Consider the following 20756-nt stretch of genomic DNA (forward strand, 5'->3'; position numbering starts at 1 on the left):
CGGGCGCGGAGCATGGGGTCAGGACGCGGGCTGTTCCCCGCGTGCGGCCTGCGCCGCCTGGAGGGCCTCGTCCCATGCGTGGGTCTGGCCCTTGCAGGCGGTCAGGACGTCGATGACGTCCTGGAGATGGTCGAAGGCGATCTGGTGCGGCCGCAGGACCGTGTAACCGAGCAGCGCCGACAGGTCGCGCAGCCGGTCCTCCTCGGGAATCGGCTTGTCGAGCCCGTCGAACAGGGCCGCGATGGAGCCGAGGAACCGCTTGCGCTCCTGCTGCCGGGGCAGGTGCTTGCCGTCGCGGAGCTGCTGGAGGAACGCGTTCAGCTCGTTCGGTGCGGCTTCACGGGCACCGACGTTCATAGCCTTGCGGAACGCTCCCGCCAGGGCCTGCGGCTGGCCGCCCGCTTCGGCCCACTCGGCGCGGATCAGCTCTCTGATCTGCTCCGGAGTCAGCTCGTCCGAACCCGGCGCGGGCGGGACGGGAGCAGCGGCGTCTGCGGGGGCTTCCAGACGATCAAGGATTTGAGACGCCTGGTCGAATGTCAGCTCCTTGCGGGACTCGACCGTCACGCCGAGGATGCGGCCGAGCTCGGCGCGCACCGCCTCATCGTCGGTGATATCCCGCTCGGCCAGCGCGGCGTGGATCATGTTCATCATCGCCTTGGTCGGCTTCCGCTTCACCGGGGCCGGCTGGTCCGGCTCGGCCAGCGAGCGGCTGGGCGGGAAGACCTCGCCCTCCATCGTGGGCAACGGGATCTTCTTCAGCTCTTCGATCAGCTCGGCGGCCTGCTCCTCGCTGAGCTGCCGGGCCGACTTGCGCTCCTTGAACAGCCTTTCCACGAGATCGAGCGCCTGCTCCTTGCTCATCCTGCGGTCGCGCACGAGCCCGGCGATCTCACGGTCCTGGTCCCCGGTCAGGCCGCCGCTGGGGAACGACTCGCGGATGGTGACGGACTCGCGGACGGACTGAGCGGGGTTCTCCGCGTCCGCCTCGTCGGCGCGATCCGGGTGGGTAGTCACCTCGGCCGGGTTGGCGGTCGGGTCGAAGTCGAGCCGTACGCCCTCGTCCACGGACATGCCGATGGCCAGGTCGAGCGCGGTCGGGATGGCCTTCACCAGCCGGGCCCGGATCATGGTGTTGTGCGTCGGCACCATCTCGATACCTGCCGCGTAGGTGCTGGTCTCACAGTCGACTTCGATGCAGCGAGTCGGCACCGAAGGGATTGGCTGGATGGACTTGACGCTGCGGTAAGGCCGCAACGTGCGGGCACGGAAGCGGCCGGCCTTGGCTGAAATCGTGGCCGGGCACACTGACGGACGCCATTGCACCGTGTAGGCCCTCACCGTTTTGCCGTAGCCGACGGCGTCACGCTCGGAGCGATTGACGACCTCTCCGAGGCTGCGCGCCAACTCGGCCACAGCATCCGCCAGCCCCTTGTCGACACTCGCAAAGTGCACGCGGCCCCGTTCGGCGTCGATTGATCCGTCGCTGTCGATGAGCCCTCGCAGCAGTACCATCCGCTGCTCGGCGGAGGCTCGGAGGTATGCGGCGGGGACGTGCTTGTGGCCAAGCACTCCCGCCGACCGCAGATCCCTGATCAGGCCACGGACGCCGATTCCGGCGGCTTTGCTGCGCGGGTCTGGTCGCACCGCGCCCACGGTGTAGCCGGATCGTGTGATGGCCGCCTTGATCTCTTCCAGATGATCAGCGTGGCAGGTGACGTGAGCATTGTCCTTCGCGCCGTTGCCCAGCCAGTAGCCCAACATCCAGGGATCGATCGGCAGATCAACCGGCTCGGTGTCCAGCGGTCCGACGACGGGCATGACGACGGACTTACCCGCCTGCTTGGCCGCGTGGAGGTCGGCGATCTGGTGGACGGCCCAGCCCTTGGTGGCCCTGTCACGGGAAGCGTTAGTGCCGATGCTGGCGAGCCAGTAATGCTCGGCGTCGCACACGATGGAAGCCCCATTGGCGAAGGTCACCCGGTAGCAGTCGATGTGCTTGACCTCGGAGACGGCGCGGACGGCGGCCGGGTTGCCGTTCATGTCGAACACCTGGTCACCGACCTTGAGGTCGCCCATCGTGGACCATCCGCCGACGGTCGGTATCGGGGTGTCAACGGCGAGACCCTTGCGTGCCATCTCGTCGAAGTGGTCACGCCAGGGGCCGACGATTCCCCGATCTCTGCTCTTGGCCATCGCGAACTTGTCGCGATGCTCCTCCATCTCGCGGCGCGACATGGGCTCGGTGATGATGCTGTGCCCGCGCACCCGGGCGATGGCGTAGTACAGCAACGCCTCGCCGCGGGGACCGCCGTCAGCGGGCGGCTCATGCTCCAGCGTGTCGCCGTCCAGCCCGTAGATGAGCTTGAACCTGTCCTTGGCATACCGGATGCGTGAGACGACGCCCTGCACGGCCGGATGGCGATAGGCCAGGTCCACGTAGCCGCGGTAGCCGATGATGAGCTGCGCTTCGAGGCGGTTGTTCTCCCTGTAGTTCTTGAACGGCAGCAGCCAGGCGTGGCCAAGACCAGAGACACCGGGACGCAGTCCGAGCTGTGCGCACGTCATCAGCGCGCCGAGCACGGTCGGCGCGTGCGCCTGGGCCAGCTTCGGGGTCGCACGCAGGCTGTTCAGGGCGTCCTGCTTGAGCTGGGCGACCGTCACTCCCTTCGGCAGCGCCGCCTCGAACTCGGCGGTGTGCTTGCCGATGCGGGCGTTCATCTCCTCGATCAGAGCGGGCAAGGTGTCGCTCACGCGGCCTCCTCCGTGGTGTCGTCAGGGAGATCAGGCGGTGGCACCTGATCCAGCTTGTTGTCGGGCTTCACGTACGGCAGGCCCTTGCTCGACAACTGGCGCAGCGCGTAGTCGTAGCCGCCGTGCATCGCGCGGCGGGCGGTGCCCATGAACGCGCCGACCTTGGACAGCGCCAGCCGCTTACGGCTCTCAGCCGCGTCCATGCCGAGGACGGCCGCGTGCAGCTCGGCCGCCAGTTCGGCGGGCAACTGCACGGTGGCGTCGCGGTCGATCTTCGGATGCAACTTGCGGACCGTGGCGTACGTGGCCGGGTGCTCGTCGAGCTCCGGCATCTCGTCCCAGAACACCGACGCCAGGAAGTCCTCGGCCGCGTCCCGCAGTACCTGCGCCTCGGCCGGGTCGTACTCGACGACGTACTCGCGGAACTGCAGGCGGCCGTCGAGCAGGACGACCCGCCACCGCTTCACCCCGAAGGCGTCCATGTACCAGACGACCTGCACCCGGTAGTAGATCGGCACCTCGTCCGTTCCCGGGCGGCCCCAGCCGGAGCCGTCCGCGTCCGCGTCGGTCTTGGCCTCGACTCCCTCGACCAGCACGCCGTCTCGGAAGCACAGGCCGTCCGGGCTGGCCAGGTGGTAGTCCCGATCGACGTTCACGTACGTGCCGCCCCGCCGCACCCGGAACTCCGGATGCTGGTCGGCGTACCACTTGAGCAGGGCGGGCTCCAGGTAGTTGCCCCGGCTCTGCGAGGCCGTGGTCGGGTCCGGCTGGACGAGCCCCTTCTGCAAGGCCCACTCCGAGTACGGCGACGACCACGGCGATTTCCCGATCACCGCGGCGATCGAGGAGCCGCCCAGCCGGCCGCGCCGGATCCGGCGTCCGCGGCGGCTGTCCGGGCGGTACCGGCCCAGACGGCGGGCGGTTCCCGCCATCTGGGTCAGCACGGCCGCTCCTGGCTGCGCCGCGGACTCGGCTTCTCCAGCGTGAACGGGCCGTAGTAGCGGTGCGCTTGCGCGATCTGAAGGCTGCCCGGGTAGTAGGCGCCGAACTCCGACCTCAGCGCGACGTAGCCGTCCTCGCATTCGCGGCCGTCAGCAGTGCAATCGAGGCAGCCGATTTCGCTGGCCTCCCACTGCCTGCCGTTCCGGTCGCGCCACATGTCTTCCGGTACCGGCGGCCACTCGGCGGTGGTCAATAGCCGGTGACGCACCTCTGCTTTGTCGGTGCGGAACCACGCATCGACCATCCGGCTGCCGGGCTGACCGATGCCGAACCGGTGCGGGTCCTTCGGGTCAACGTGGACGATCACGCCCCAGCGGACGATTTCGACGTGGTCGCCCTTGCGGTAGCGGGGGCCGCTCACTGGCTGCTCTCCTGTTCGAGGCGCTGCTTGCCGGGCGTCTTGAGGCGGAACGGTCCATACAGCTCGTCCGCTCGCTTGACCCCGTCCTTGGCCTCGAAGCGGGCACCGAACTCGGATGTGAGGGCGAGGCCGTGCCCGTCGTCCTCGGCCGCGTGGGCGAACCAGTCCTTGCCCGTGCCGTCCGTCCAGGTGTCGCCGGGCAGTGGCGGCCACTGCACGGCGGTCACCAGCGTGTGCCGGACACTGCCGTCGTCTGTCCGGAACCAGGCATCGACTGTCGCGCTGCCGCGCTGGCCAACGCCGAACCAGGCAGGGTCGGCCTGATCGACGGCGGTGATCACCCCGCGACGCACGAACTCGACCTCGTCGCCGATCGAGTAGAGGCTGCCGCTCATCGCCCGGCCTCCCTTTCGAGTCGGACGCGGCCGGGGATTTCCAGGTGGAAGGTGCCGTGCTCCTGGATCGCCTTAAGCAGGCGGTCCTCGCCGCAGTAGCAGGCCCCGAACTCGCTGACCAGGATGATGAGATCAGGCCGGTCGGGGTCGGTCTCGACCTGGCCGAACCAGCGCTTGCGATTGCGGTCGAGCCACACGTCGCCGGGCAGCGGCGGCCAATCCGCTGTAGCCACCAGGGCCTGGTGGATGCTGCGGTCGTCGGTGCGGAAGGACACCAGGCCCCGCTCACCGTGGCGGAGCTGGTAGCGGGCGGGGTCTTCTGGGTCGGCGCTGTCGATGACACCGGCGATGGTGAGAGTGACGTGGTCGCCCACGCGGTAGACAATCATCTGGCGCTCCCCCACGTGGCCCAGGGCGTGAAGGCCGGGTAGGGGGCCGGTTCCCAGCCCTTCGCCTCGGACTCCTCGTGCAGCGCGCCGAGCCACTCCAGGTGGGCGGCCAGGCCGTCGTCGTCCGACAGAAGCGGCGAGCCCATCACCGGGACACCTCCTGCTTCCTGGCCTCGACCTCATCCAGCCGGTAGAGCCAGCGGCCGTCGGGCTGCCGGTGCGGGTACAGGCCGGCAAGGGCCAGGCGGCGCACCTGACGGGTGGTGATGCCGAGCGCCTCGGCGGCCTGGGCGCGGGTGAGAGACGCGTTCGTCACGCTCCCTCCTGGGCGGCGGCGCTGAGGCGCTCCAGAAGCTCGGCGCGCAGCGTGTCCATGACGAGGTGAGAGACGGGGGCGAGCTGCAGGCCCTCCTCGTACATGGCGAGAAGCTCCTCACCTGACAAGGTGCGGGCCTGGGCCTTCATGTTCTCGGCGAACGTGGCGCCGAAGGAGGAAGCGGGGGCGCCCAGGCGCCCCCGCTCCGGACGCGCTTCGGCTACACGATCGCTGTGAGGGGCGGTGCACTCCCGTGAGCGCGCGTCATGGCTAGCGAGCTCGCTAGCGGCTTCGAGGACGCTGGTCATGCGGTTCTCGTTTCGAGGTCGGCGGGGGCGGGGGTAGACGCCTCCGCATCGGTGCTGGAGGGGTAGGTCAGTCGGCTGGCCAGGTGCTCCACGGCCGCGCCCGCGGGGATGCGCAGAGCGCGGGCATGGATGCGGAAGTGGGCGATGTCGCCGCGCGCGACGAGGGCGTGGACGGTGCGGTCGCTGACGGCCATGAGCTCGGCCGCCTCGGCGACGGTCAGCAGATTCAGATCGGCGACCTCGTCGAGGGTGACGGGGACGCCCGCCTTGAGCTTGGCCAGGGTGTCGCGGTAAGGCCAGCTCAGCGCGGCATAAAGAGACTCGCCCGAGAGTCCCGCGCCTGCGGGGCGGATCCTGGGGGCGGCAGTTCTCGCGGGCTGAGAGAGGATGACGAGTCCTGCCGCGACGAGCGCGGTGAGTACGTCCGGGGGGATGGTTCCTTTCGACTCGCGGAGGGCGTGCAGCACGGCCTCTCGTCGTTCCCGTCGTTCCCGTCGGGAGATCTCCGTTCGCTTCTTGCGCACGTGCGCACCCCCTCTCACGTGTTGTTGATCTTGGTTGAACTATGGTCGCGCACCCGTCGAACATAGTGTGATTTGTGTGAGAAGGTCAACGCTTTTGCGCTTCTGTGTTCACACAAACTCACACATACGCGGGCATACGTGTGAGTTCGTGTAGCAGATCGGCACACGTGTAGGCCAAAAGCCACACGCCTTGATACGGTGGCCGTCGGCGCGAAAAAACCGCAGTCAGATGACGAAGGGAGGGCGGCCGTGGCCACCAGCACACGCGGCGAGACCCTGCCGTACGCACAGCAAGGCGCATTTCTCAAAGCCAAGCGAACGGCACGGCTCGACGGCCTCAAAGTCGCCGAAGTCGCACGGCTTTTCGCCGAGATGACTCGCAGGAAGTTCAGCCGCAACAACATCGACCACTGGGAGTCCGGCCGGCGCGAAGCCGACGACCACCAGGTGGTCGTCCTCGCCCTCATCTACCGCAACATCGAGCCGAACGAACTCGAGCACGACATGGGCCGCCCCGGCGCCGCCCGCCTGCTGGAACGCGTACGAGAGCACGGAGCGCCGGAACTCGGCATCCCAGCGCCCCATGCCGTACCCGCCACGCACCCAGCGCTCGATCTAGACCAGCTCACCGATCGTCAGCGCCGCCAGATCCAGCAGATCCGCGCCATGCGCGACACCACCCCCGCAGAGCAGGACCGCATGATCGCCTCACTGCTCAAGCACTACGAATCCACCGCCGACCTAGTCGACGTCCAGCTCGGCATCGACACCGCCTGAGGTCAGGCGTCGACTACCTTCGACAGCCACCCAGCGCGCGCCGCGTGCAGAGCGAGCTGAAAGCGCGTGTCCACGCCGGCCCGATCCATGAGCTGCTGGATTCGGCGAATCACCGTGCGCTTGGAGATGGTGAGCGTCGTGGCGATCTGCTGCTCGGTGGCTCCTCTGGCCAGATGCCGCAGGATCGTAATCTCCTGCTGGGTGGGCCTGGTGTCATCCGTTCCGTTGTTGCGCCAGGCCGTCCTGCGCGGCAGGGCCCGCTCCCAGAACACGTCGAACGTCGCCACCAGCGCGTCCAGCACCGTGCCCGCGTGGATCAGGAGCACTGGCATCGTCTCCCCGGGCGCCTGAGGGACCAGCGCCTGGCGCCGGTCGCCGATGATCAGCTTGAAGGGCAGTCTGTCGATGACGCGGACCTCGCACCCGCTGTCGGCCGAGTGCTGCGCAGCGGCGACGGCGGCCTCGTCCGTGAACACCTCTTCCTCTACCAGAATCCGGCACCGCGGGTGATCGCTGGGGTCCAGCACACGCCGGTCCCCCGTGACGACCTGAAAGGGGGCTGTCACGAACGACAGCAGCTCGCTGCGGGCCGAGCCCTCGATGTGGCTGAAGGTCCGCCGGATGTGCGCCGGGTCGGTCAGTACTTCGACCGGCACGCCGTCGCTGTAGTGACGGCTGTTCGACTGGTAGAGCGCTTCGTACTCGGTCATCAGCGCCTCGGCCGCGTTGATGGCACGCTGCCGTTCCAGCAGCCGGCCCTTCAGAGCTAGGCCAGGGCGGGCTGCGGTGAGCACGTCTTCCCCGTAGATCAACCCATCATCGCGTAGCCGCTCGATGATGGCGCCCTCTGCCGGGTTGAGGGCGAAGGAGTCCGCACGCAGGGGCCCTTCGCGTAACAACAGGCGGTAGAGCGCCTCGGCGTCGTCGTCGAGGCCGAAAATCTGGTACATGCCTTCCCCATGGCCTGGGCCCCGTCAGGCCGGGACCTGTTTCTACGTTCTGGCCGCCCTGGCAGCTCTGTCAGCCGCGGCTTCTCGTCCATGCATGTGTCCCATGCGATACGCCCGATACGCCTTGGCCGCCCGACGCTGGGCGGGGTGGAGCCGGACCGCCAGCAACGTGAGAGGCAGCGCCACTGCGGCGACCCATCCAGCGAAAAGCAGCATCTCGTCCTCACCGAGGTGGCCACCCCCGGTGAGGGTGGCCGGACAGGCGATCCAGCTTGTGCCCGCCCCGATCGCGGATGTCAGCCAGGCGCGATCGAATCGGCGTGGCCGGACATCCGCTGGGCGCACCGTCCCGATCACCAGCCGCCCATGTGCGCCTGCAGCGCAGCGGGCACCTCGTTCGCCTTGGCGTAGGTGACGCTCTTACTCGTCGTGGTAATACGCGTCGTGGTGATCGTCACCGACCCGTCATGGTTGACGACCTTGGTGTAGGTGGTGCTGGTTGTGGTGACGGGCGCGCCAGACGGCGCGGTCGTCACAGGGGAACCCGCAGGACTCTCCGACGCGGCCGGCTCGGGGCTTACCGTAGGTCCCTGCGTGAGCACCGGCTCGCTGGCGCCGGTTGTAGCGGGGGCAGGCTCGTCATCGGCGTAAGCCGCGGTCGCCGTGGCCAGTAGTACGGCCGCCCCTGCCGTGGCGAGCAGGGTCCGTGCGGTGCGGGACAGTCGAGACAGCATGGTGGTGCCTTTCTCAGTTCGAGGGATTGTCCACGTACAGCGGTTCACCTGCTGACGAACGCCAAGCCTGGATGTCAGCGATGTTTGTTACCGCTCGTGGAGGAATATGCAAATGGCCCACCCGTGTTCCTGTCCAGCCTTTCTGGCGGCACGTTCCAACCATGGCACGAAAGTGCCATATGGGACGTTACCAAAACTGTGTGTGATCGGTGCAGATTGTGAAAGAACGTAACGATCGACGCCAGAGGCGTGACGATGAAATTCATGCGTGACACAGTGTGGTGGTTCAAAGCTCAACATCCCTAAGGCGAGGGACTGCCGTCATGATCGAATCCACCAGGGTGCTCGGCATGAGCACCCTGTTCACTTTCCTGCTCGCCGCCGCAGGCGAGCCGCCCCTGCCCATCGCCGGCACTAGCGTCGCCGTCATGGCCCTGCTCACCAGCGCATTCACCAAAAGGGTCGAGTCCTGGCCATCGCCGCCCCCCGTGCCCACTGAGATTGCCTACGAAGCGGGCCTGCGCGATGGCCATCGCAGCGCGCAGCGCCAACGCTGAGAATGGCACGCTCCAGGCCAGCGGCACGCCGACCTGGAGCGTGTTCCTACACAGAGCCGTCGGGAAGGTCGAAGCGCTGGCTCCCCCGGACGCCGGCGAGGAACACGCGCCACTCGTGCGGGGTGAACTGGTTGATCGGCCCGGCCAAATCGGGGCCCTCTCCGGCCGGGGACGATCCTGCTACCTCGATGCGGTTCCCCGACAACCGCACCCACACACAGCCCCCGGACTCCGACTGTGTGGCCTTACGCCATGCCTCCGTCAAATGCTCCTTGCTCGGCAGGCTGTTCGGCACGCTGCTCGTCATGCTGCTCGGCACGCACAAACTCCTCGCGGATCGAATGGATCAGATCGGCCGACGCCTCCGGCGTCAGCGCGACGCGGGTCAGATGCTCGAAGCGTCGCTCGTACTCCTGCGCAACGCCCGCGCCGAGATCAACGATCTCATCCACGCCACCCTCTCGATACAGCACGGTCCGTGCATCCTGCATTTGAAACAGCACGAAGGAGCAGGTCAGGCCCGCGTGTGCGCCGACCGAACGCGGCACCACGCGCAACTGCACCGTCGGCCAGCCGCCGACCTCAAGGAGATGGGCGAGCTGTTCCACCATCACCGCGGAGCGTCCGACTGGCCGATGCAGCGCGTCCTCGCTCACGATGGCGTCCACCATCAGTGGATCAGACTCATGGCTGAGGACCCATCGCCGGGCGATTCTCGCCCTTGCCCGCAACCGCACGAGGTCCTCCCCCTCCCAGGGCCGGTCGGCGCTGATGACCTCGCAGGCGTAAGAGAACGTCTGGAGCAGCCCGGGAATCACCTGGGCCTGCCAGTAGCACAGACGTCTGGCCTCGGTCTCATAGACGATGAACGGGCCGAGAACCTGACGGAATTCGCCGCGTCTCCACCAGGGCGTGCGCCGGGCATCGGTGATCAGCTGCAGGCAGAGCTCGCGGGTTCCCTCGTCCGCCTGGCAGAGGTCCAGGACGTCGCGTACATACCCGGGCGTAACTAGGGTCAGGCCGTTCTCGACCTGCGAGACCTTTCCGCTCGCGCACCCCAACCTCTGGGCGACCTGAGTAATGGTGAGGCCCCGCGCCAGCCGCAGAGCCCGCAGCTCACGGCCTAGCTTCTCCTGTTGTAAGGGCGGACTCATGCGCGGCATGCGGCGATTGTCCCGGAGCATCCGTTCGACGTTCCATGCCTGCACTTAATCGCGTTGAATTCGTAATCAGAAAAACTGGATTACTGTAAACCTTCTTGCCATCTCGCGCGTCTGCCTCAGCCTGGAGTGACGTACAAGAAAACCCCGGCACCTTCATGCCGGGGTTTTCGTGAGCAACGCAACCGCTGCGACCCTACGACGCCTCGCCCTCGTTGACAATGCGCTGGACCACCCGAACCGGGATACCCGTGATCTCGGAGATGCGGTTCCGCGTCACCAGGCTCTTCTTCTCGGCGGCCGGAACGCCCTCAGGTGGGGCCGCCGCAACACGGATCGCGGCGTGCAGGCGAGTCGTCGGCTTGGCCATCGCCCGCTGGTACGCCTCGTCGGCAGCTTGTTTGGCCTTCGCGTACTCCTCTGCCACCGTCTGTAGATCCCGTTCCGCTTCCGCGCGTTGCTCTGCCGGGGGGAGCCGCCCGGGGTGTCGCCTGGCCATGGTCAGCATCGTAGTCGCCTGGTGCTCGTCGGCGATCTCCTTCACACGGCGGTGATACTCCTGCCCGGTCCAGAGGCTGTTGCAGCCGCCGGCCCGTAGGTCGCACTCGATGTACGTCTCCCCGGCCACCTGGATCAAGGCCCGGAGGTCGCATGACGGGCATGGGCCCGTCAGGTAGTCCACCTGCACCCGCCAGGGAGCGAGTGCGTGCGCGGTCCGGCGCAGTCCCGCCAGTTCGTCGCACATGTCGCTGATCCATGGTCTGGTGGCCGGCCACTGCAGATCCTGGGCCAGCCACAGGGCGAGGCCGGTGATCGACGTGTGGCTCGGGTACATCAAGCCGCGGTGCTCGGCAATGAGCCACACCCAGGACTTCAGGATGTGCTCGATGTGAGCGACGTGATCGAGGACGTCCAGCCTGACCGGCACGGGGGCCTCGCGGCTACCGGAGACCTTCGGCCCTCCCCCGCTGCCGGGTACGACGTGATAGGCCAGCCACCGCTCAAGCGTGGGCGTAATCCGCACGTCGCGCTCCAGCCGCGTCTGGCAGGACGTGCAGATGAGCCAGCCCGATTCGGCCTGGCGGGGGCCCCGCTGTCCGCCGCAGCGGGGGGCAACACACAGCGGGGCCTCGCTCAACTCTCACGCTCTCTTCCTCGGCCGGAGGGGCGGCATGGAAGCTAGCGTAACTGCTAGCGGATATCTCGCACGGCGGCCCGCATGACGGAGGCGACACCGGCGGCAGTCTGCCCTGGCCGGTCCGCCCAGTTCGTACCGACCACTGGGAGAGGGCCCTCCTCAGACGGGATCGCCAGGTTGTGCTCGATCAGGTAGGCGGCAAGCAGCCCGGCTGCCTGCCGCGCTGTGCTCGCGCCGGGGAATCCGGACATGATCTCGTTCGGGAACAGCCCCGCCGCCGTGGCGATCGCGCCGAGCGCACAGACCCGGCACTTGCGCATGTCGAGCAGTTCCTGCGCGGCCTGACGCCGATCGTAGTAACCGCCCTGGTGCAGCCCGTTCGTTTCCTGAACATCGGCCGCCTTGAGCAGCAGCGCCCGCGCCTGTTCGTTCATGATCTCCTCCGGTAGTTGCCGGTGGCGGTCGCCACCTTCGTGTGGGTGACCTCGAAGCTGGCCAGCCAGGACGGCCCCCACCCTTCGTCGGGCTCTTGCTGCCAGCGCAACGTGTAGAGGATCTTGCAGGCGTTGCAGAACACCGCAACCCCCTCCCCTCCCCCCTTCTCTTCGTCGCCGGGCGGGTCCGGCAGTCGTGCCGCGCGGCCGCAGCACGGCATGACCGATATCCACTGGCCGCCGCGGGTGCGCTCGGGGTAGCGCTGCACGATCCGTCCTGGCTTCAGCAGTTCCGGGGTGATGTCCGTGCCCGGCCACAGCACCGGCAGCGACGGCGGTCCGGTCTCGTCCGCTTCGTCGGCGCGGGTGATGACGTCGAACCCTCTGCCGCGTAGGTGGTCGAGGATCTGCCCGGCCGCCAGCAGCGCGCCGTCCTCGTCCGGCACGAGACGCAGGAACCGCAGGTGGTCGGCGATGGTGTACACGTGCAGGTCGTAGTTCGGCACGGTGGGCACGCCGCTGCCGGCGAACCGGTGCCGGGCCTCCACAGCGAGCTTGCGGACGATGGCGGCGATCTCGATGTGACTGCCGCAGACCACGGTCTCGTCGTTGCGGCCGGTGAGTGTGATCACGTACCCGTCCGGCGGAGAGCCGTCGAACAGGTCGCTCAGCTCGGCGGTGTCGGCGCGCAGCACGCGCACCTTCGTGGCCTTCGCGTCCATCGTCACGGCACGCAGGACCATCACGTCCCTCCCGGCTGGGTGGCGAGCCAGAGGAGGATGTCGGAGCGGGACATGCGCCACTCGGCGCCCCACTGGGAGACGTACGCGAACTTGAACGCCTGGTAGAGGGCGGGCCCGACTCGGTAGCCGTCCTCGCACACGCATCGGTAGATCAGCTCGGGATAGTAGTCCGCGGCCTTGTCGGGGTCGTACGGCAGGTCGTTGCCGGTCTTGAGGTCGAACACCACTTTGGCCGTACCGTTGCAGGTCCGGCAGGCTGCGTCATCGCCCAGGGCGGCGATCAGCAGAGAACGGGCGCAATCGGCCGCGCCGGAGCCGTGGTATCCCCACCCGATGCCCGTGGGTGAATGCTTCGGCAGGTGCCCGACCACGCCGATCTGCTCACCGCCGGGGGTCTCGATGGCGATAGACGAGTCGCCGACCTCACGGCGGTAGCCGTGGTAGATCACCTCTGGCGCGGTCATGCGATGTCCCGGTAGGGGTCAGCGAGCTTGTGCCAGGTGGCCTCTCCCAACTCGACGAGGGCGTCGGGGTCGGTGAAGAAGTCGAGCGCCCAGTGAAGCGGGTTCGAGTCCTCCGACGCGGCGCACACGGCAAGGCCCAGCCTGACGAGGTCGGCCACCTGGTCGCCGGTCAGCCCGAGCTTGGCGTACTGGTCGAGATCGAACCGCGCGGTGAGGTCGGTGACGATCTCGCGGGCCGTCTGCCGGTCGGCGTCGGCGTCGTTCTCCTCCATCGGGGTGACCGCGATGACCTTGCCGTCGTCGCCGTCCTCGAAGGAGTACTTGACGGTGAACAGCCCTTGCTCGCTTCCGTAGTCGACGTTGTCCTCGGCTGCCATCTCCGCGCACATCAGGGCCGCGCGATAGACGGTGACGGGGTTGTCTTGCCTGCCATTGACGGACGTCGGGATGATTTCCACGCTGTTGTAGGGATTGCTGGGCGGGGCGCCGAGCAGGCCGACGACCTGCTTGATGCCCTCGCGTCCGATGTAGGCGTCGATGCTCATTGGCAGCAATCTCCTTCCAGGAGGCACCCGTACCGGTCACACCGGTCGTGCGGACAGTTCGGGCCGTGCGCTGACACGCACCCCCGGGGGTCGTCGACGGCGATCGCCGTCACCCCCGGCGCGGGCTCCGCCGGGGGCTCTTGGGCAACTTCAGCCAGCTCGACAGGCGCGGGGCCAGCCGGTTTGGGTGGGACAGGTTCGGCGCGGAGGCGGAGCAGCGCGTGGGCGATCGCGCCCACGGGCCCGCGGTGCTGGCCACCTCCGCGGAGGTATTCCTCCGCGGAGGCCCGCAGGAAGGCGTAGCTCAAGGTGCCGTCAGCGTTGACGCCTTGCTCGACGGAGGTGTCGGCGAGGCGGGCGGCCACCTTGCGCACGATGGGGTCCAGGGTGAGTTCGTCCACGGCACGCAAGTAGTGGGCGGGCGGATTGGTCACCGCGCCTCCCACTGCTGGAGCGCGGCCTTGAGCATGTCGAGGCGGCGCTCACCGAACTGAGGGATTCCCAGCAGTTCGGCGTCACTGCGGACGCGCAGGCCGCCCATGGTCGTGATGCCCGCCTTCTCCAGCGGGGTGGTGACGTGCCAGGTCAAGCCCGGCAACGTCGCCTTGATGTCCGCATCGGCGGGTAGGCCGGTCTGCGCAATGAGCTCGGCGACGGTCACAGCGCCTCCCACTGGCCGGTGCGGGTGTTGAGGTAGTGGATCTCAGCCGACCCGGTGTCGCTCTTGGCCCAGTCGAGCGGTGCGAACCACAGCTCGCCGCCCTCCTGTCCCGGCGGGACGATGATCCGGCCGGCGTAGTCGAGGTTGCCGTCGCCGTCGTAGAGCCGCCACGGCGTGCCTTCGCCCGCCTTCAGACGGCGGGTGAGCTGGTAGTGCGTGGTGAGATCGGCATTCGCCGAAGCGATGAACCTGTTGGCCCGGGACTCTTCGGGCCTGGTCGCGATGCGATCTTCGGTGATGATCCAGGCGTGGGGATCGGCCACCTCGTCATCTCCTTCGGTGGGTGGGGTGGTGCAGGAAGTGCGGCTGCTTGTCGCCGCCATGGATGCGGATCGCGTACTCCTCTTCGGCGCTGAGCACGATCGCCCGCAGGTACTCGATGCCTTCGAACAGGGCACGACGGATGCGGTGCCAGCCGTCGATCGGGAAGTGGCCCGCGTCAGCGATGAGAACGACGATCAGAGGCTCGTCCAGGTCCACAGCGTTCGCATGGTCCCTGTCAGTCGCGATGAGGCTCAGGATGCCCGCCCAGTCGGCCGGGGCCAGCCTGCCGTTCGGCTCGCGTCCGGCGGCCAGCGCCTTGGCGGCGGTAACGTCCCAGGCGTAGGCCAGCATGTGGAACGTCTCGTCAGGTGGTGCGCCGGTCACCGCGCCGGGCCCGGCGGGTCGATCTCGCACTGCTCGGGACCGCCCGCCTGACGGATGACGTCGGCGAGCTGGGCGTGCAGGTGGTGCGCCTCTTCGGCGCTGAGGGCGTGCCTGGGCAGGTTCAGAACGACGCTGGCGCCGGTCCAACGGGCCATCAGGTCGGTGCTGTCGCTGGGCTGCGAGCCGGGCGGCCGGTCGGCACAGCAGATCAGCCAGTCCTGCATCATGGGGGCAGGGATGGTGCCTCGGATGAACAGCGTGAGCTTCCCGTTGTTGTCGCGGTCGAGCCCGATGAATCGGACGAGCATGCGCCGCTTGTACTCCTCCTCGCGGTCGCCCCAGGCGATGGCGACCCGCCCCGTGTCGAGGTGGCCGGTCAGATGGTGGATGGCGGACATGATGCCCGCCGTGGTGGTGAGGTCGAAGCGAACTGCCACGATGCTCCTCCGGAAGGGGGCGGCCCCGCTTACTGCGAGGCCGCCTGCGGTTTCGCTAGCGGATAGATGCTGTAGGGCTGGTGTCGGGGCGGGTGCCGCCTACGTCGGCGCGTCGGCCGGCCTCGGCGCCTCTGTGCCAGGCGTCGTTGTTGACCTTGACCTTGCGGGCCCGACGCAGGTTCGGGTAGAGCTTGGCGAACAGCGTGTCCACGACCTCGTCGTTCTTCAGAAGCACGACAGCAGTGCTGACCTCGCCGGGCTTGTCCTGGGCGGCCTGCTCGTCGGCGGCGTGCTTCTCGGCCGCTTCGAGCTTGGCGGTCGCTTCGGTGATGAAGCCGAACATCCACGAGCGGAGGTAGACGGTTTTCGACTCCCCCTGTGGGATGCGCTGCTGGGCCATGCCGTCGAGCATCTGCAGCAGCAGGCTTGGGTAGAGCAGCTCAACCCTGTCCAGGTCGTAGGCGAAGCCGACCATTTCCACGGTGGCGTCCTTCAGGCCGGGGACGCGCATGGTGACCGTGCGACACCGCAGGGCGTTGGCGACGTTGTGGAGAAGGACGGCCTGTTCCTTGCTCCACGGATGGGGGCACGCGATCTCGCGGAGCTGAGGCTTCTCCCGTCCCGAGGAGAGGTAGCCGAGGCGGGCCTGGTCGATGCCGTACTTGGCCATGAGGGCGCGGGCCGCGGCCATGAAGGTTTCGCGTTCGTGCTCGTTGGTAGTGCCTTCGGCCTTGGCCAGTGCTTTGCGGATGCGGTTGAAGGTCCTCTTGCTGGCTTCGGTGGTCATGGGTCTCCGTTCTTCGGGAGGTGGTGGGCGCCCTGCCGGGGGTAGAGGCAGGGACGCGGGGTGATCAGTGGCGGGTGGCGTTGCGGTCGTCTGCGGTGAACCCGCCCCCGCGAGAGACCATTCGTCCCGCGCGGGTCAGTGTCTCGGCGGTGCGGCGGGAGGAGTACGACAGGGTCGTGTCCGCTCCGATCCCCATGTCGCCAGCGGCGGCGAAAGCGTCCTGATCGGCGCCGAGGAACACGAAGACCCACCCCTTGGCCTGCAGCTCGTTGATGAGGCGGCGGACCTGGCGGCGAGAGCGCCACTCGGTGGAGGCGTTCTCCAGACCGTCGGTGAGGATGACGACGGTGATGCGGCCAGGCACGTCGCTGTCGGGCATGGCGTCGAAGTGGGCGCGCTTGGTGGTGATGGTGGAGCCGACGGCGTCGAGGAGAGCGGTCATGCCCGTGGGGTGAAGGGTGTAGTCCGGGACGTCGGCCAACAGGGAGTACTCGTAGACGGGCTCGCAGTGGTTGCTGAACTGGTAGAGCGAGACGTAGGTCTCGCCCGGGTTGGCGGCCTGCTCGGCAAGGAATGCCTTAAGGCCGCCCTCGGTGTCGCTTGCGACAGTCAGCATGCTGCCGGAGCGGTCCAAGATCACTGTGATGTCGTGGCGGTTGCTGTTAGGCACGTTGGTCCCTTTCAGGGTGGAGGTGAGGGGTCGGCCGGACGGCCGGGCTCTGGGCTTGCGCAGGCTGGTCACTCAGCGAACAGCGCGCGGCCGTCGAGGAGTTCGACGGTGGTGTTCGTCTCGGTGGCCAGCTCATCGAAGGCGCCGCGGTTGGCGTTCCACCAGGCGGCGTCGACGGCCCGGTAGCCGGCGTGAGCGCCGTTCTGGTCGCGCAGGGTGAAGGCGACGGCCTGGCGGACGTCGAGGACGACGCCGGTCCGGGGGCAGGTGATCTGCTGGGTGATGAGGTGCTTGAGGGTCATGCGGTCGGCGGCGGTGTTGGGTGCGAGGTCGCCGAGGAGGGTGCGCATGATGTCGTGCATGTAGCTCCGTTTCGGTATCGGCTAGCGGTCACGCTAGCGCTTACAGTCCCTCGGTCGGGGGTTGGGGTTCCGGGGGGTGATCACTGTCTCAGAAGTCGGTGCGTTGTTGCAATGACTCTGAGAGACGCTGAGGGGTGCTTGTGAACGCGGTTCCCGTTCGGGGTGAGCGATTCCCTCGCGGTGCGGGATATGCGCGTTAGCGACGCTCTGAGGGGTTCTCGGTGTGATGTGCGCTGACCTGGTCAATTGCTTGCGGTCCAGCTAGCGCACAGCGTGCCGCAGTTGCGAAAAACGCGCATCGGCTGAAGACTGATGCCAACCGTGATCCGCGACTCAACGGAGGCGACACCCCCGATGGCCAGGAAAGCTGCGAAGTCCCAGCAAGGGCCCGGCGCTCGCCAGCTCGCCGTCGTTGACGTCGCCGGCAAATCGGCGGGCACGTCCAACCCGCAAGCGAAAACGCCAGTTGCGCGGCGCACAGCCCCGAAGGACGTGTACCGGCTCACGGTACGTACCACTCCCGAGATGAACGCTAGGCTCACCACCGCTCATCAGCGCTTTCACCTGGGGCCCCAGCCGATCGTGATTGAGGCGCTCAACGCCTACGCCGATGCCCTCGCCGTCCCACGCGACCTCCCGATCCCCCACCCGGAGGACCGGCCCCGCCGCGCGGCCCCCGTGAACCAGGACCGTAGGAGCCGCAGCCCAAGAGGCGTCAGACGGGAAGAGCCTCCGAAGATCGGCACCCGGCTCGACCCGCTGACCGACGCCCGCCTCACCGCCGTGTGGGAGCTCACCGGCGACGGCCCCGAGAGAATCGTCAACACCGCACTCAACGTCTGGATGAGCCGCAAGGGCATCCGAGGCTCGGGCACCGGCGCCGCTTCGGCGTCGATCAGCGCGTGACGGTAAGGGGCGGGTCGGCGGCCCGCATGTCCACGAGGTGCACGACCATCTGCTTGGCGAGCGCCACCGGGTGCCTGGCGAACTCGTCCCAGCCGACGAACACGTTCTTGGCCTCCCTCACCGGGCCCAGTACGCCGGGGCGGAACAGGTCCGCCAGAACGCCGGCCGGCTCCGTCCGGGCCACCGTGTAGGCCGTGCTGGAGCTCTGGAGCTGCGGGCACCACTCCAGAGACAGGCTGATGCAGTCGCGGCAGGTGGGCGGCGCGTTGGTCAGTCGATCGAGCTCGCTGGCGACGAAGTTGGTCTTCGTGACCACGTAGGAGATCCTGCCCGTCTCCGGGATCACCGCTGATCTCCGGCACACCTGGCAGAGGTTCTTGCGCATCATCGTCCACTGCCGCTTGTGGTTGAGCATGCGCCACATCGGGTCTCCGCGCATCGTGTCATGGACACGGCCCAGCAGAATGCCGCGCCGCCAGTCCGTGCGGGGATTGACGTTGACGTGCTCCAGGCGCATCGCGCCTTCGGATCCTGTGTGCCGCCTGAAGATCAGCTGCTGATAGACCGCCTCCTCCGTCCTGGCGAGAATCGCCGGGACCGGCATGCCCGCGGCGGTGCGGTCAATCACTGCACCTCCAGCTCTTCGCTGAGGCGCACGCCCTGCGGATCCACCTCCCCTGCCTCCAGGAGCATGCATAGCCGCTGCCGGTAGCTGATCTCGGCCAGCGCGTCTTCCAGGCGGATGAGTTCTTCTTCTGGTCCCCAGCCGTATGCCATCTTTTCGTCCTCGTCACGCTGGGGGCGCCCACGGGTAGATGGGCCCCCGGGTTTCGGAAAGCCATTAAATCGCAACCTTAGCGCTTAAGCGCTAAGACGCTATGGAGGGACGGCGCTATAGCCCTGATGTCATCGCCATGTGACCTTGGACCACACAGCTGATCGCCCGCTGTTCAAGCAGCTCGCCGATGTGCTGCGCCAGAAGATCCGTGACCGGGCCCTCGCGCCGGGCGACAAGCTGCCATCCCTGCACCGCCTGGCAGCCGAGTACGGCGTGAGCGTCGCCACGGTGGAGGACGCTCTCGCCGAACTGCGCGGTGAAGGACTCATCGAGTCACGCAAGGGCGTGGGCAGCTTCGTCCTGGAACAGGCCGACCGTCAGACCGTCACCGTGGAGGGGCCGGCCGTTGTGCGCGCTCGCATGCCGACGCCGGACGAGCGGCGCGACCTCGGGCTGCCCGCGCAGGGTGTGCCCGTCCTGGTGGTCGAGGAGGACGGCCAGGAGCGCGTGCTCCCGGCCAATCGAACGAGGCTGGAGATCCCGCCCCGCTAATTACTTGGGGCGGCGCAGGCCCTCCCGGCTCGCGATGCGTGCGAGCTGCTCCACCTTGATGCCGAGTCTGCGGGCGATGTCCACCGTAGACTCGGCGGTGGGGTACGAGGCGCGCAGGTCCGCCATCTGCTCGTCCGTCAGCCTGATCTTCGGCAATCGGCCCTGGCCCCGCCGGTTGGGCCGGTGGACGCCGGCGTCGGATGCGAGCCGGTAGACGGTGGCCGTGCTCACGTCGAAGTCGGCCGCGATTTCGGCCACGGTGCTGTCCAGGTCCTCGGTGTAGCGGCGCAGCAGCTCCGAGCGTTCTTCCTGCGCCAGCGGCGGCTTGAGCCCCGCGTCCGCATCCTGTTCGGAAACTGGCTGCGACTGCTGGTCCTGCCATCGGCCGTGCAGGTCGGCGATCAGGTCCTGCACGGCCTCTCCCTGCGCTCGCGCGTACCGAGTGGACGCGCGGGGCACCGTCAAACCGGACAGCCTGCGGGCCTTCCAGCCGACGACGGCGCCGGTCGCGTCGCTGCGGATGGGCTCGATGCTGCCGATCCGCTCCCCTGCCACGAGCACCGTCTTGCGCACCGAGCCGCGCCGGGGGTCGAGCTGGTAGGCGTCAAGCTGCGCTGAGCTGTACCACTCGGGACGCCGTACAGGGTCGGTCATGGCGGGGCCTTCGCTCGGGAGGGGTATCCCGATGATCGTAGACCTATCCGCTGGTCGCCTGGCCGCCTTGATGCGGAGTGGAGGGCAGCCGTGTGGGGCGGCGGACGAACTCCCGATACGCCTGGCGGAACTGGGGGTCGGCGAACCGCTGCTGCAGCTGGCGTCGGCGCTGCTCGATCACGTCGGCGTCGGCCGCGCCGAGAGCTAGTGACTCATACAGGAGCATGGAGCCGTGCTCGTCGGATAGCAGTCCGCCTTCAGGCCGGCAGCCGTGGGGGCAGGCCATTGCTTCGGCGGCCCCCCACAGGCGGCAGATCATCGGGCGGTCGGCGTAGACGGAGCAGCGCTCATCCTTGAGGGCGGGGCAGGTGTAATCGCCTTCACGCGCCGCCTGGTCTAGCTGGTCGTCATGGTGCGGGATGGTGACGCCGCGGGCGCGGATGCGCTGCCGCTCGCGCGCGTTCATGTCGATCGGGCCGCACGAGTCAGCGCACAGCCCTTTGCAGTTGGGCTGCGGTACCTGCGCGTACAGGTCGGCCAGCCTGGTGTCCATGTCGGAACGTCTCATCAAGTTCTCCGGGAGGGGGAAGCGGGCGTGGGGGGGGGGGGGGGGGCCCCCCCGCCCGCGCGCCGCCACACGCAGGGGGAGGCCGGGGGGCGAGGCGGGACGACACAACCGCCCACCAAAAA

General features: G+C 68.0%; 33 protein-coding genes. 4 read left to right on the plus strand and 29 right to left on the minus strand.

Features of this window, described 5'->3' with window-relative positions; all coding sequences use genetic code 11:
• Positions 1-18 precede the first annotated feature (18 nt).
• Genes ABT158_RS48690 through ABT158_RS48730 form a run of 9 tightly spaced genes read right to left on the minus strand, consistent with a single transcriptional unit; the run spans position 19 to position 6049 of the window.
• Positions 19-2754 (minus strand): recombinase RecT, encoded by a 2736-nt coding sequence (locus ABT158_RS48690; protein WP_352365895.1) that lies wholly within the window; start codon positions 2752-2754, stop codon positions 19-21.
• Positions 2751-3698 carry a YqaJ viral recombinase family protein gene (locus ABT158_RS48695; RefSeq protein ID WP_352365897.1) on the minus strand — a complete coding sequence of 316 codons (948 nt, stop codon included), beginning with the start codon at positions 3696-3698 and terminating at the stop codon, positions 2751-2753. The genes ABT158_RS48690 and ABT158_RS48695 overlap by 4 nt, the downstream gene beginning before the upstream one ends.
• A complete protein-coding gene (locus ABT158_RS48700) occupies positions 3692-4117 on the minus strand; it encodes a hypothetical protein (RefSeq protein WP_352365898.1) in 426 nt (141 codons plus the stop codon). The genes ABT158_RS48695 and ABT158_RS48700 overlap by 7 nt, the downstream gene beginning before the upstream one ends.
• Positions 4114-4512 carry a hypothetical protein gene (locus ABT158_RS48705; RefSeq protein ID WP_352365900.1) on the minus strand — a complete coding sequence of 133 codons (399 nt, stop codon included), beginning with the start codon at positions 4510-4512 and terminating at the stop codon, positions 4114-4116. Before ABT158_RS48705 ends, ABT158_RS48700 begins: the two co-directional genes overlap by 4 nt.
• Positions 4509-4901, minus strand: a complete 393-nt coding sequence (locus tag ABT158_RS48710; RefSeq protein ID WP_352365902.1) for a hypothetical protein — start codon at positions 4899-4901, stop codon at positions 4509-4511. The genes ABT158_RS48705 and ABT158_RS48710 overlap by 4 nt, the downstream gene beginning before the upstream one ends.
• Entirely contained in the window at positions 4898-5047 is a 150-nt protein-coding gene (locus ABT158_RS48715) for a hypothetical protein (protein WP_352365904.1), read from the minus strand. Before ABT158_RS48715 ends, ABT158_RS48710 begins: the two co-directional genes overlap by 4 nt.
• The gene (locus tag ABT158_RS48720; protein WP_352365905.1) at positions 5047-5217 is read right to left on the minus strand and encodes a helix-turn-helix domain-containing protein; all 171 of its coding nucleotides are present in this window, start codon (positions 5215-5217) and stop codon (positions 5047-5049) included. Before ABT158_RS48720 ends, ABT158_RS48715 begins: the two co-directional genes overlap by 1 nt.
• Positions 5214-5525: a hypothetical protein gene (locus ABT158_RS48725; RefSeq protein ID WP_352365907.1), complete on the minus strand. Its 312-nt coding sequence runs from the start codon at positions 5523-5525 to the stop codon at positions 5214-5216. The genes ABT158_RS48720 and ABT158_RS48725 overlap by 4 nt, the downstream gene beginning before the upstream one ends.
• Positions 5522-6049: a helix-turn-helix domain-containing protein gene (locus tag ABT158_RS48730; protein ID WP_352365909.1), complete on the minus strand. Its 528-nt coding sequence runs from the start codon at positions 6047-6049 to the stop codon at positions 5522-5524. Before ABT158_RS48730 ends, ABT158_RS48725 begins: the two co-directional genes overlap by 4 nt.
• 249 nt (positions 6050-6298) lie before the next feature.
• Here ABT158_RS48730 and ABT158_RS48735 point away from each other — a divergent pair, with 249 nt between their 5' ends.
• Positions 6299-6826, plus strand: a complete 528-nt coding sequence (locus ABT158_RS48735; protein WP_352365911.1) for a hypothetical protein — start codon at positions 6299-6301, stop codon at positions 6824-6826.
• 2 nt (positions 6827-6828) lie between these two features.
• Here the strand turns inward: ABT158_RS48735 and ABT158_RS48740 are convergent, their stop codons facing one another.
• Together ABT158_RS48740 and ABT158_RS48745 are read right to left on the minus strand one after the other, a co-directional pair.
• Positions 6829-7776, minus strand: coding sequence for a helix-turn-helix transcriptional regulator (locus tag ABT158_RS48740; protein ID WP_352365913.1), 948 nt, complete (start codon positions 7774-7776; stop codon positions 6829-6831).
• A gap of 353 nt (positions 7777-8129) precedes the next feature.
• Positions 8130-8312, minus strand: a complete 183-nt coding sequence (locus tag ABT158_RS48745; protein ID WP_352365915.1) for a hypothetical protein — start codon at positions 8310-8312, stop codon at positions 8130-8132.
• A gap of 521 nt (positions 8313-8833) precedes the next feature.
• On the opposite strand from ABT158_RS48745, the gene ABT158_RS48750 reads away from it, so the two are divergent.
• Positions 8834-9067: a hypothetical protein gene (locus ABT158_RS48750; RefSeq protein WP_352365917.1), complete on the plus strand. Its 234-nt coding sequence runs from the start codon at positions 8834-8836 to the stop codon at positions 9065-9067.
• Positions 9068-9113: 46 nt separating this feature from the next.
• Here the strand turns inward: ABT158_RS48750 and ABT158_RS48755 are convergent, their stop codons facing one another.
• From ABT158_RS48755 to ABT158_RS48820, 14 genes are all read right to left on the minus strand, one after another.
• The gene (locus tag ABT158_RS48755; RefSeq protein ID WP_352365919.1) at positions 9114-9374 is read right to left on the minus strand and encodes a DUF397 domain-containing protein; all 261 of its coding nucleotides are present in this window, start codon (positions 9372-9374) and stop codon (positions 9114-9116) included.
• Complete coding sequence (locus tag ABT158_RS48760; protein ID WP_352365921.1) at positions 9313-10230, minus strand: helix-turn-helix domain-containing protein; 918 nt, start codon at positions 10228-10230, stop codon at positions 9313-9315. The genes ABT158_RS48755 and ABT158_RS48760 overlap by 62 nt, the downstream gene beginning before the upstream one ends.
• 193 nt (positions 10231-10423) lie before the next feature.
• Positions 10424-11365, minus strand: a complete 942-nt coding sequence (locus ABT158_RS48765) for a hypothetical protein (protein ID WP_352365923.1) — start codon at positions 11363-11365, stop codon at positions 10424-10426.
• Between the two features lie 53 nt (positions 11366-11418).
• On the minus strand, positions 11419-11799 hold the full coding sequence (locus ABT158_RS48770) for a DUF6197 family protein (protein WP_352365924.1): 381 nt from the start codon (positions 11797-11799) through the stop codon (positions 11419-11421).
• A complete protein-coding gene (locus tag ABT158_RS48775) occupies positions 11796-12542 on the minus strand; it encodes a hypothetical protein (protein ID WP_352365926.1) in 747 nt (248 codons plus the stop codon). The genes ABT158_RS48770 and ABT158_RS48775 overlap by 4 nt, the downstream gene beginning before the upstream one ends.
• Positions 12542-13006 carry a DUF6166 domain-containing protein gene (locus ABT158_RS48780; RefSeq protein WP_352365928.1) on the minus strand — a complete coding sequence of 155 codons (465 nt, stop codon included), beginning with the start codon at positions 13004-13006 and terminating at the stop codon, positions 12542-12544. Before ABT158_RS48780 ends, ABT158_RS48775 begins: the two co-directional genes overlap by 1 nt.
• Positions 13003-13551, minus strand: coding sequence for a hypothetical protein (locus ABT158_RS48785; protein WP_352365930.1), 549 nt, complete (start codon positions 13549-13551; stop codon positions 13003-13005). Before ABT158_RS48785 ends, ABT158_RS48780 begins: the two co-directional genes overlap by 4 nt.
• A 430-nt stretch (positions 13552-13981) precedes the next feature.
• The gene (locus ABT158_RS48790) at positions 13982-14212 is read right to left on the minus strand and encodes a DNA-directed RNA polymerase subunit alpha C-terminal domain-containing protein (RefSeq protein ID WP_352365932.1); all 231 of its coding nucleotides are present in this window, start codon (positions 14210-14212) and stop codon (positions 13982-13984) included.
• On the minus strand, positions 14209-14535 hold the full coding sequence (locus ABT158_RS48795; RefSeq protein ID WP_352365933.1) for a hypothetical protein: 327 nt from the start codon (positions 14533-14535) through the stop codon (positions 14209-14211). Before ABT158_RS48795 ends, ABT158_RS48790 begins: the two co-directional genes overlap by 4 nt.
• Positions 14536-14539: 4 nt before the next feature.
• Positions 14540-14887 carry a hypothetical protein gene (locus ABT158_RS48800; protein ID WP_352365935.1) on the minus strand — a complete coding sequence of 116 codons (348 nt, stop codon included), beginning with the start codon at positions 14885-14887 and terminating at the stop codon, positions 14540-14542.
• Between the two features lie 29 nt (positions 14888-14916).
• Positions 14917-15357, minus strand: a complete 441-nt coding sequence (locus ABT158_RS48805; protein ID WP_352365937.1) for a hypothetical protein — start codon at positions 15355-15357, stop codon at positions 14917-14919.
• 55 nt (positions 15358-15412) lie between these two features.
• Positions 15413-16144 carry a DUF2786 domain-containing protein gene (locus ABT158_RS48810; protein ID WP_352365939.1) on the minus strand — a complete coding sequence of 244 codons (732 nt, stop codon included), beginning with the start codon at positions 16142-16144 and terminating at the stop codon, positions 15413-15415.
• A gap of 64 nt (positions 16145-16208) precedes the next feature.
• Entirely contained in the window at positions 16209-16886 is a 678-nt protein-coding gene (locus tag ABT158_RS48815; RefSeq protein ID WP_352365941.1) for a vWA domain-containing protein, read from the minus strand.
• Positions 16883-17176 carry a hypothetical protein gene (locus ABT158_RS48820; RefSeq protein ID WP_352365943.1) on the minus strand — a complete coding sequence of 98 codons (294 nt, stop codon included), beginning with the start codon at positions 17174-17176 and terminating at the stop codon, positions 16883-16885. Before ABT158_RS48820 ends, ABT158_RS48815 begins: the two co-directional genes overlap by 4 nt.
• 354 nt (positions 17177-17530) lie before the next feature.
• Here ABT158_RS48820 and ABT158_RS48825 point away from each other — a divergent pair, with 354 nt between their 5' ends.
• Positions 17531-18082 carry a hypothetical protein gene (locus tag ABT158_RS48825; RefSeq protein ID WP_352365945.1) on the plus strand — a complete coding sequence of 184 codons (552 nt, stop codon included), beginning with the start codon at positions 17531-17533 and terminating at the stop codon, positions 18080-18082.
• Here ABT158_RS48825 and ABT158_RS48830 read toward each other — a convergent pair.
• Both ABT158_RS48830 and ABT158_RS48835 read right to left on the minus strand, forming a co-directional pair.
• Positions 18072-18710, minus strand: a complete 639-nt coding sequence (locus ABT158_RS48830; RefSeq protein ID WP_352365947.1) for a hypothetical protein — start codon at positions 18708-18710, stop codon at positions 18072-18074. The two genes, ABT158_RS48825 and ABT158_RS48830, sit on opposite strands and share 11 nt — an antisense overlap.
• Entirely contained in the window at positions 18707-18859 is a 153-nt protein-coding gene (locus ABT158_RS48835) for a hypothetical protein (RefSeq protein ID WP_352365949.1), read from the minus strand. Before ABT158_RS48835 ends, ABT158_RS48830 begins: the two co-directional genes overlap by 4 nt.
• Positions 18860-18998: 139 nt before the next feature.
• Between ABT158_RS48835 and ABT158_RS48840 the strand changes: the two genes are divergently transcribed.
• Complete coding sequence (locus tag ABT158_RS48840; protein ID WP_352365950.1) at positions 18999-19412, plus strand: GntR family transcriptional regulator; 414 nt, start codon at positions 18999-19001, stop codon at positions 19410-19412.
• On the opposite strand, the gene ABT158_RS48845 is transcribed toward ABT158_RS48840, so the two are convergent.
• Together ABT158_RS48845 and ABT158_RS48850 are read right to left on the minus strand one after the other, a co-directional pair.
• Entirely contained in the window at positions 19413-20066 is a 654-nt protein-coding gene (locus ABT158_RS48845) for a hypothetical protein (RefSeq protein WP_352365952.1), read from the minus strand.
• Positions 20067-20109: 43 nt separating this feature from the next.
• The gene (locus tag ABT158_RS48850; RefSeq protein ID WP_352365954.1) at positions 20110-20619 is read right to left on the minus strand and encodes a YkgJ family cysteine cluster protein; all 510 of its coding nucleotides are present in this window, start codon (positions 20617-20619) and stop codon (positions 20110-20112) included.
• Positions 20620-20756: the final 137 nt, after the last annotated feature.

The organism is Nonomuraea sp. NPDC001636 (assembly GCF_040298265.1).
Classification (GTDB): domain Bacteria; phylum Actinomycetota; class Actinomycetes; order Streptosporangiales; family Streptosporangiaceae; genus Nonomuraea.

What these genes read in the sequence shown, in the direction of transcription:
- ABT158_RS48705 (WP_352365900.1), bottom strand. Translation starts at nt 4,512, where the DNA reads ATGAGCGGCAGCCTCTACTCGATCGGCGACGAGGTCGAGTTCGTGCGT.
- ABT158_RS48845 (WP_352365952.1), bottom strand. Translation starts at nt 20,066, where the DNA reads ATGACCGACCCTGTACGGCGTCCCGAGTGGTACAGCTCAGCGCAGCTT.
- ABT158_RS48760 (WP_352365921.1), bottom strand. Translation starts at nt 10,230, where the DNA reads ATGCCGCGCATGAGTCCGCCCTTACAACAGGAGAAGCTAGGCCGTGAG.
- ABT158_RS48780 (WP_352365928.1), bottom strand. Translation starts at nt 13,006, where the DNA reads ATGACCGCGCCAGAGGTGATCTACCACGGCTACCGCCGTGAGGTCGGC.
- ABT158_RS48820 (WP_352365943.1), bottom strand. Translation starts at nt 17,176, where the DNA reads ATGCACGACATCATGCGCACCCTCCTCGGCGACCTCGCACCCAACACC.
- ABT158_RS48755 (WP_352365919.1), bottom strand. Translation starts at nt 9,374, where the DNA reads ATGACGAGCAGCGTGCCGAACAGCCTGCCGAGCAAGGAGCATTTGACG.
- ABT158_RS48810 (WP_352365939.1), bottom strand. Translation starts at nt 16,144, where the DNA reads ATGACCACCGAAGCCAGCAAGAGGACCTTCAACCGCATCCGCAAAGCA.
- ABT158_RS48770 (WP_352365924.1), bottom strand. Translation starts at nt 11,799, where the DNA reads ATGAACGAACAGGCGCGGGCGCTGCTGCTCAAGGCGGCCGATGTTCAG.
- ABT158_RS48740 (WP_352365913.1), bottom strand. Translation starts at nt 7,776, where the DNA reads ATGTACCAGATTTTCGGCCTCGACGACGACGCCGAGGCGCTCTACCGC.
- ABT158_RS48710 (WP_352365902.1), bottom strand. Translation starts at nt 4,901, where the DNA reads ATGATTGTCTACCGCGTGGGCGACCACGTCACTCTCACCATCGCCGGT.
- ABT158_RS48825 (WP_352365945.1), top strand. Translation starts at nt 17,531, where the DNA reads ATGGCCAGGAAAGCTGCGAAGTCCCAGCAAGGGCCCGGCGCTCGCCAG.
- ABT158_RS48775 (WP_352365926.1), bottom strand. Translation starts at nt 12,542, where the DNA reads ATGGTCCTGCGTGCCGTGACGATGGACGCGAAGGCCACGAAGGTGCGC.
- ABT158_RS48750 (WP_352365917.1), top strand. Translation starts at nt 8,834, where the DNA reads ATGATCGAATCCACCAGGGTGCTCGGCATGAGCACCCTGTTCACTTTC.
- ABT158_RS48785 (WP_352365930.1), bottom strand. Translation starts at nt 13,551, where the DNA reads ATGAGCATCGACGCCTACATCGGACGCGAGGGCATCAAGCAGGTCGTC.
- ABT158_RS48850 (WP_352365954.1), bottom strand. Translation starts at nt 20,619, where the DNA reads ATGGACACCAGGCTGGCCGACCTGTACGCGCAGGTACCGCAGCCCAAC.
- ABT158_RS48715 (WP_352365904.1), bottom strand. Translation starts at nt 5,047, where the DNA reads ATGGGCTCGCCGCTTCTGTCGGACGACGACGGCCTGGCCGCCCACCTG.
- ABT158_RS48725 (WP_352365907.1), bottom strand. Translation starts at nt 5,525, where the DNA reads ATGACCAGCGTCCTCGAAGCCGCTAGCGAGCTCGCTAGCCATGACGCG.
- ABT158_RS48800 (WP_352365935.1), bottom strand. Translation starts at nt 14,887, where the DNA reads ATGCTGGCCTACGCCTGGGACGTTACCGCCGCCAAGGCGCTGGCCGCC.
- ABT158_RS48835 (WP_352365949.1), bottom strand. Translation starts at nt 18,859, where the DNA reads ATGGCATACGGCTGGGGACCAGAAGAAGAACTCATCCGCCTGGAAGAC.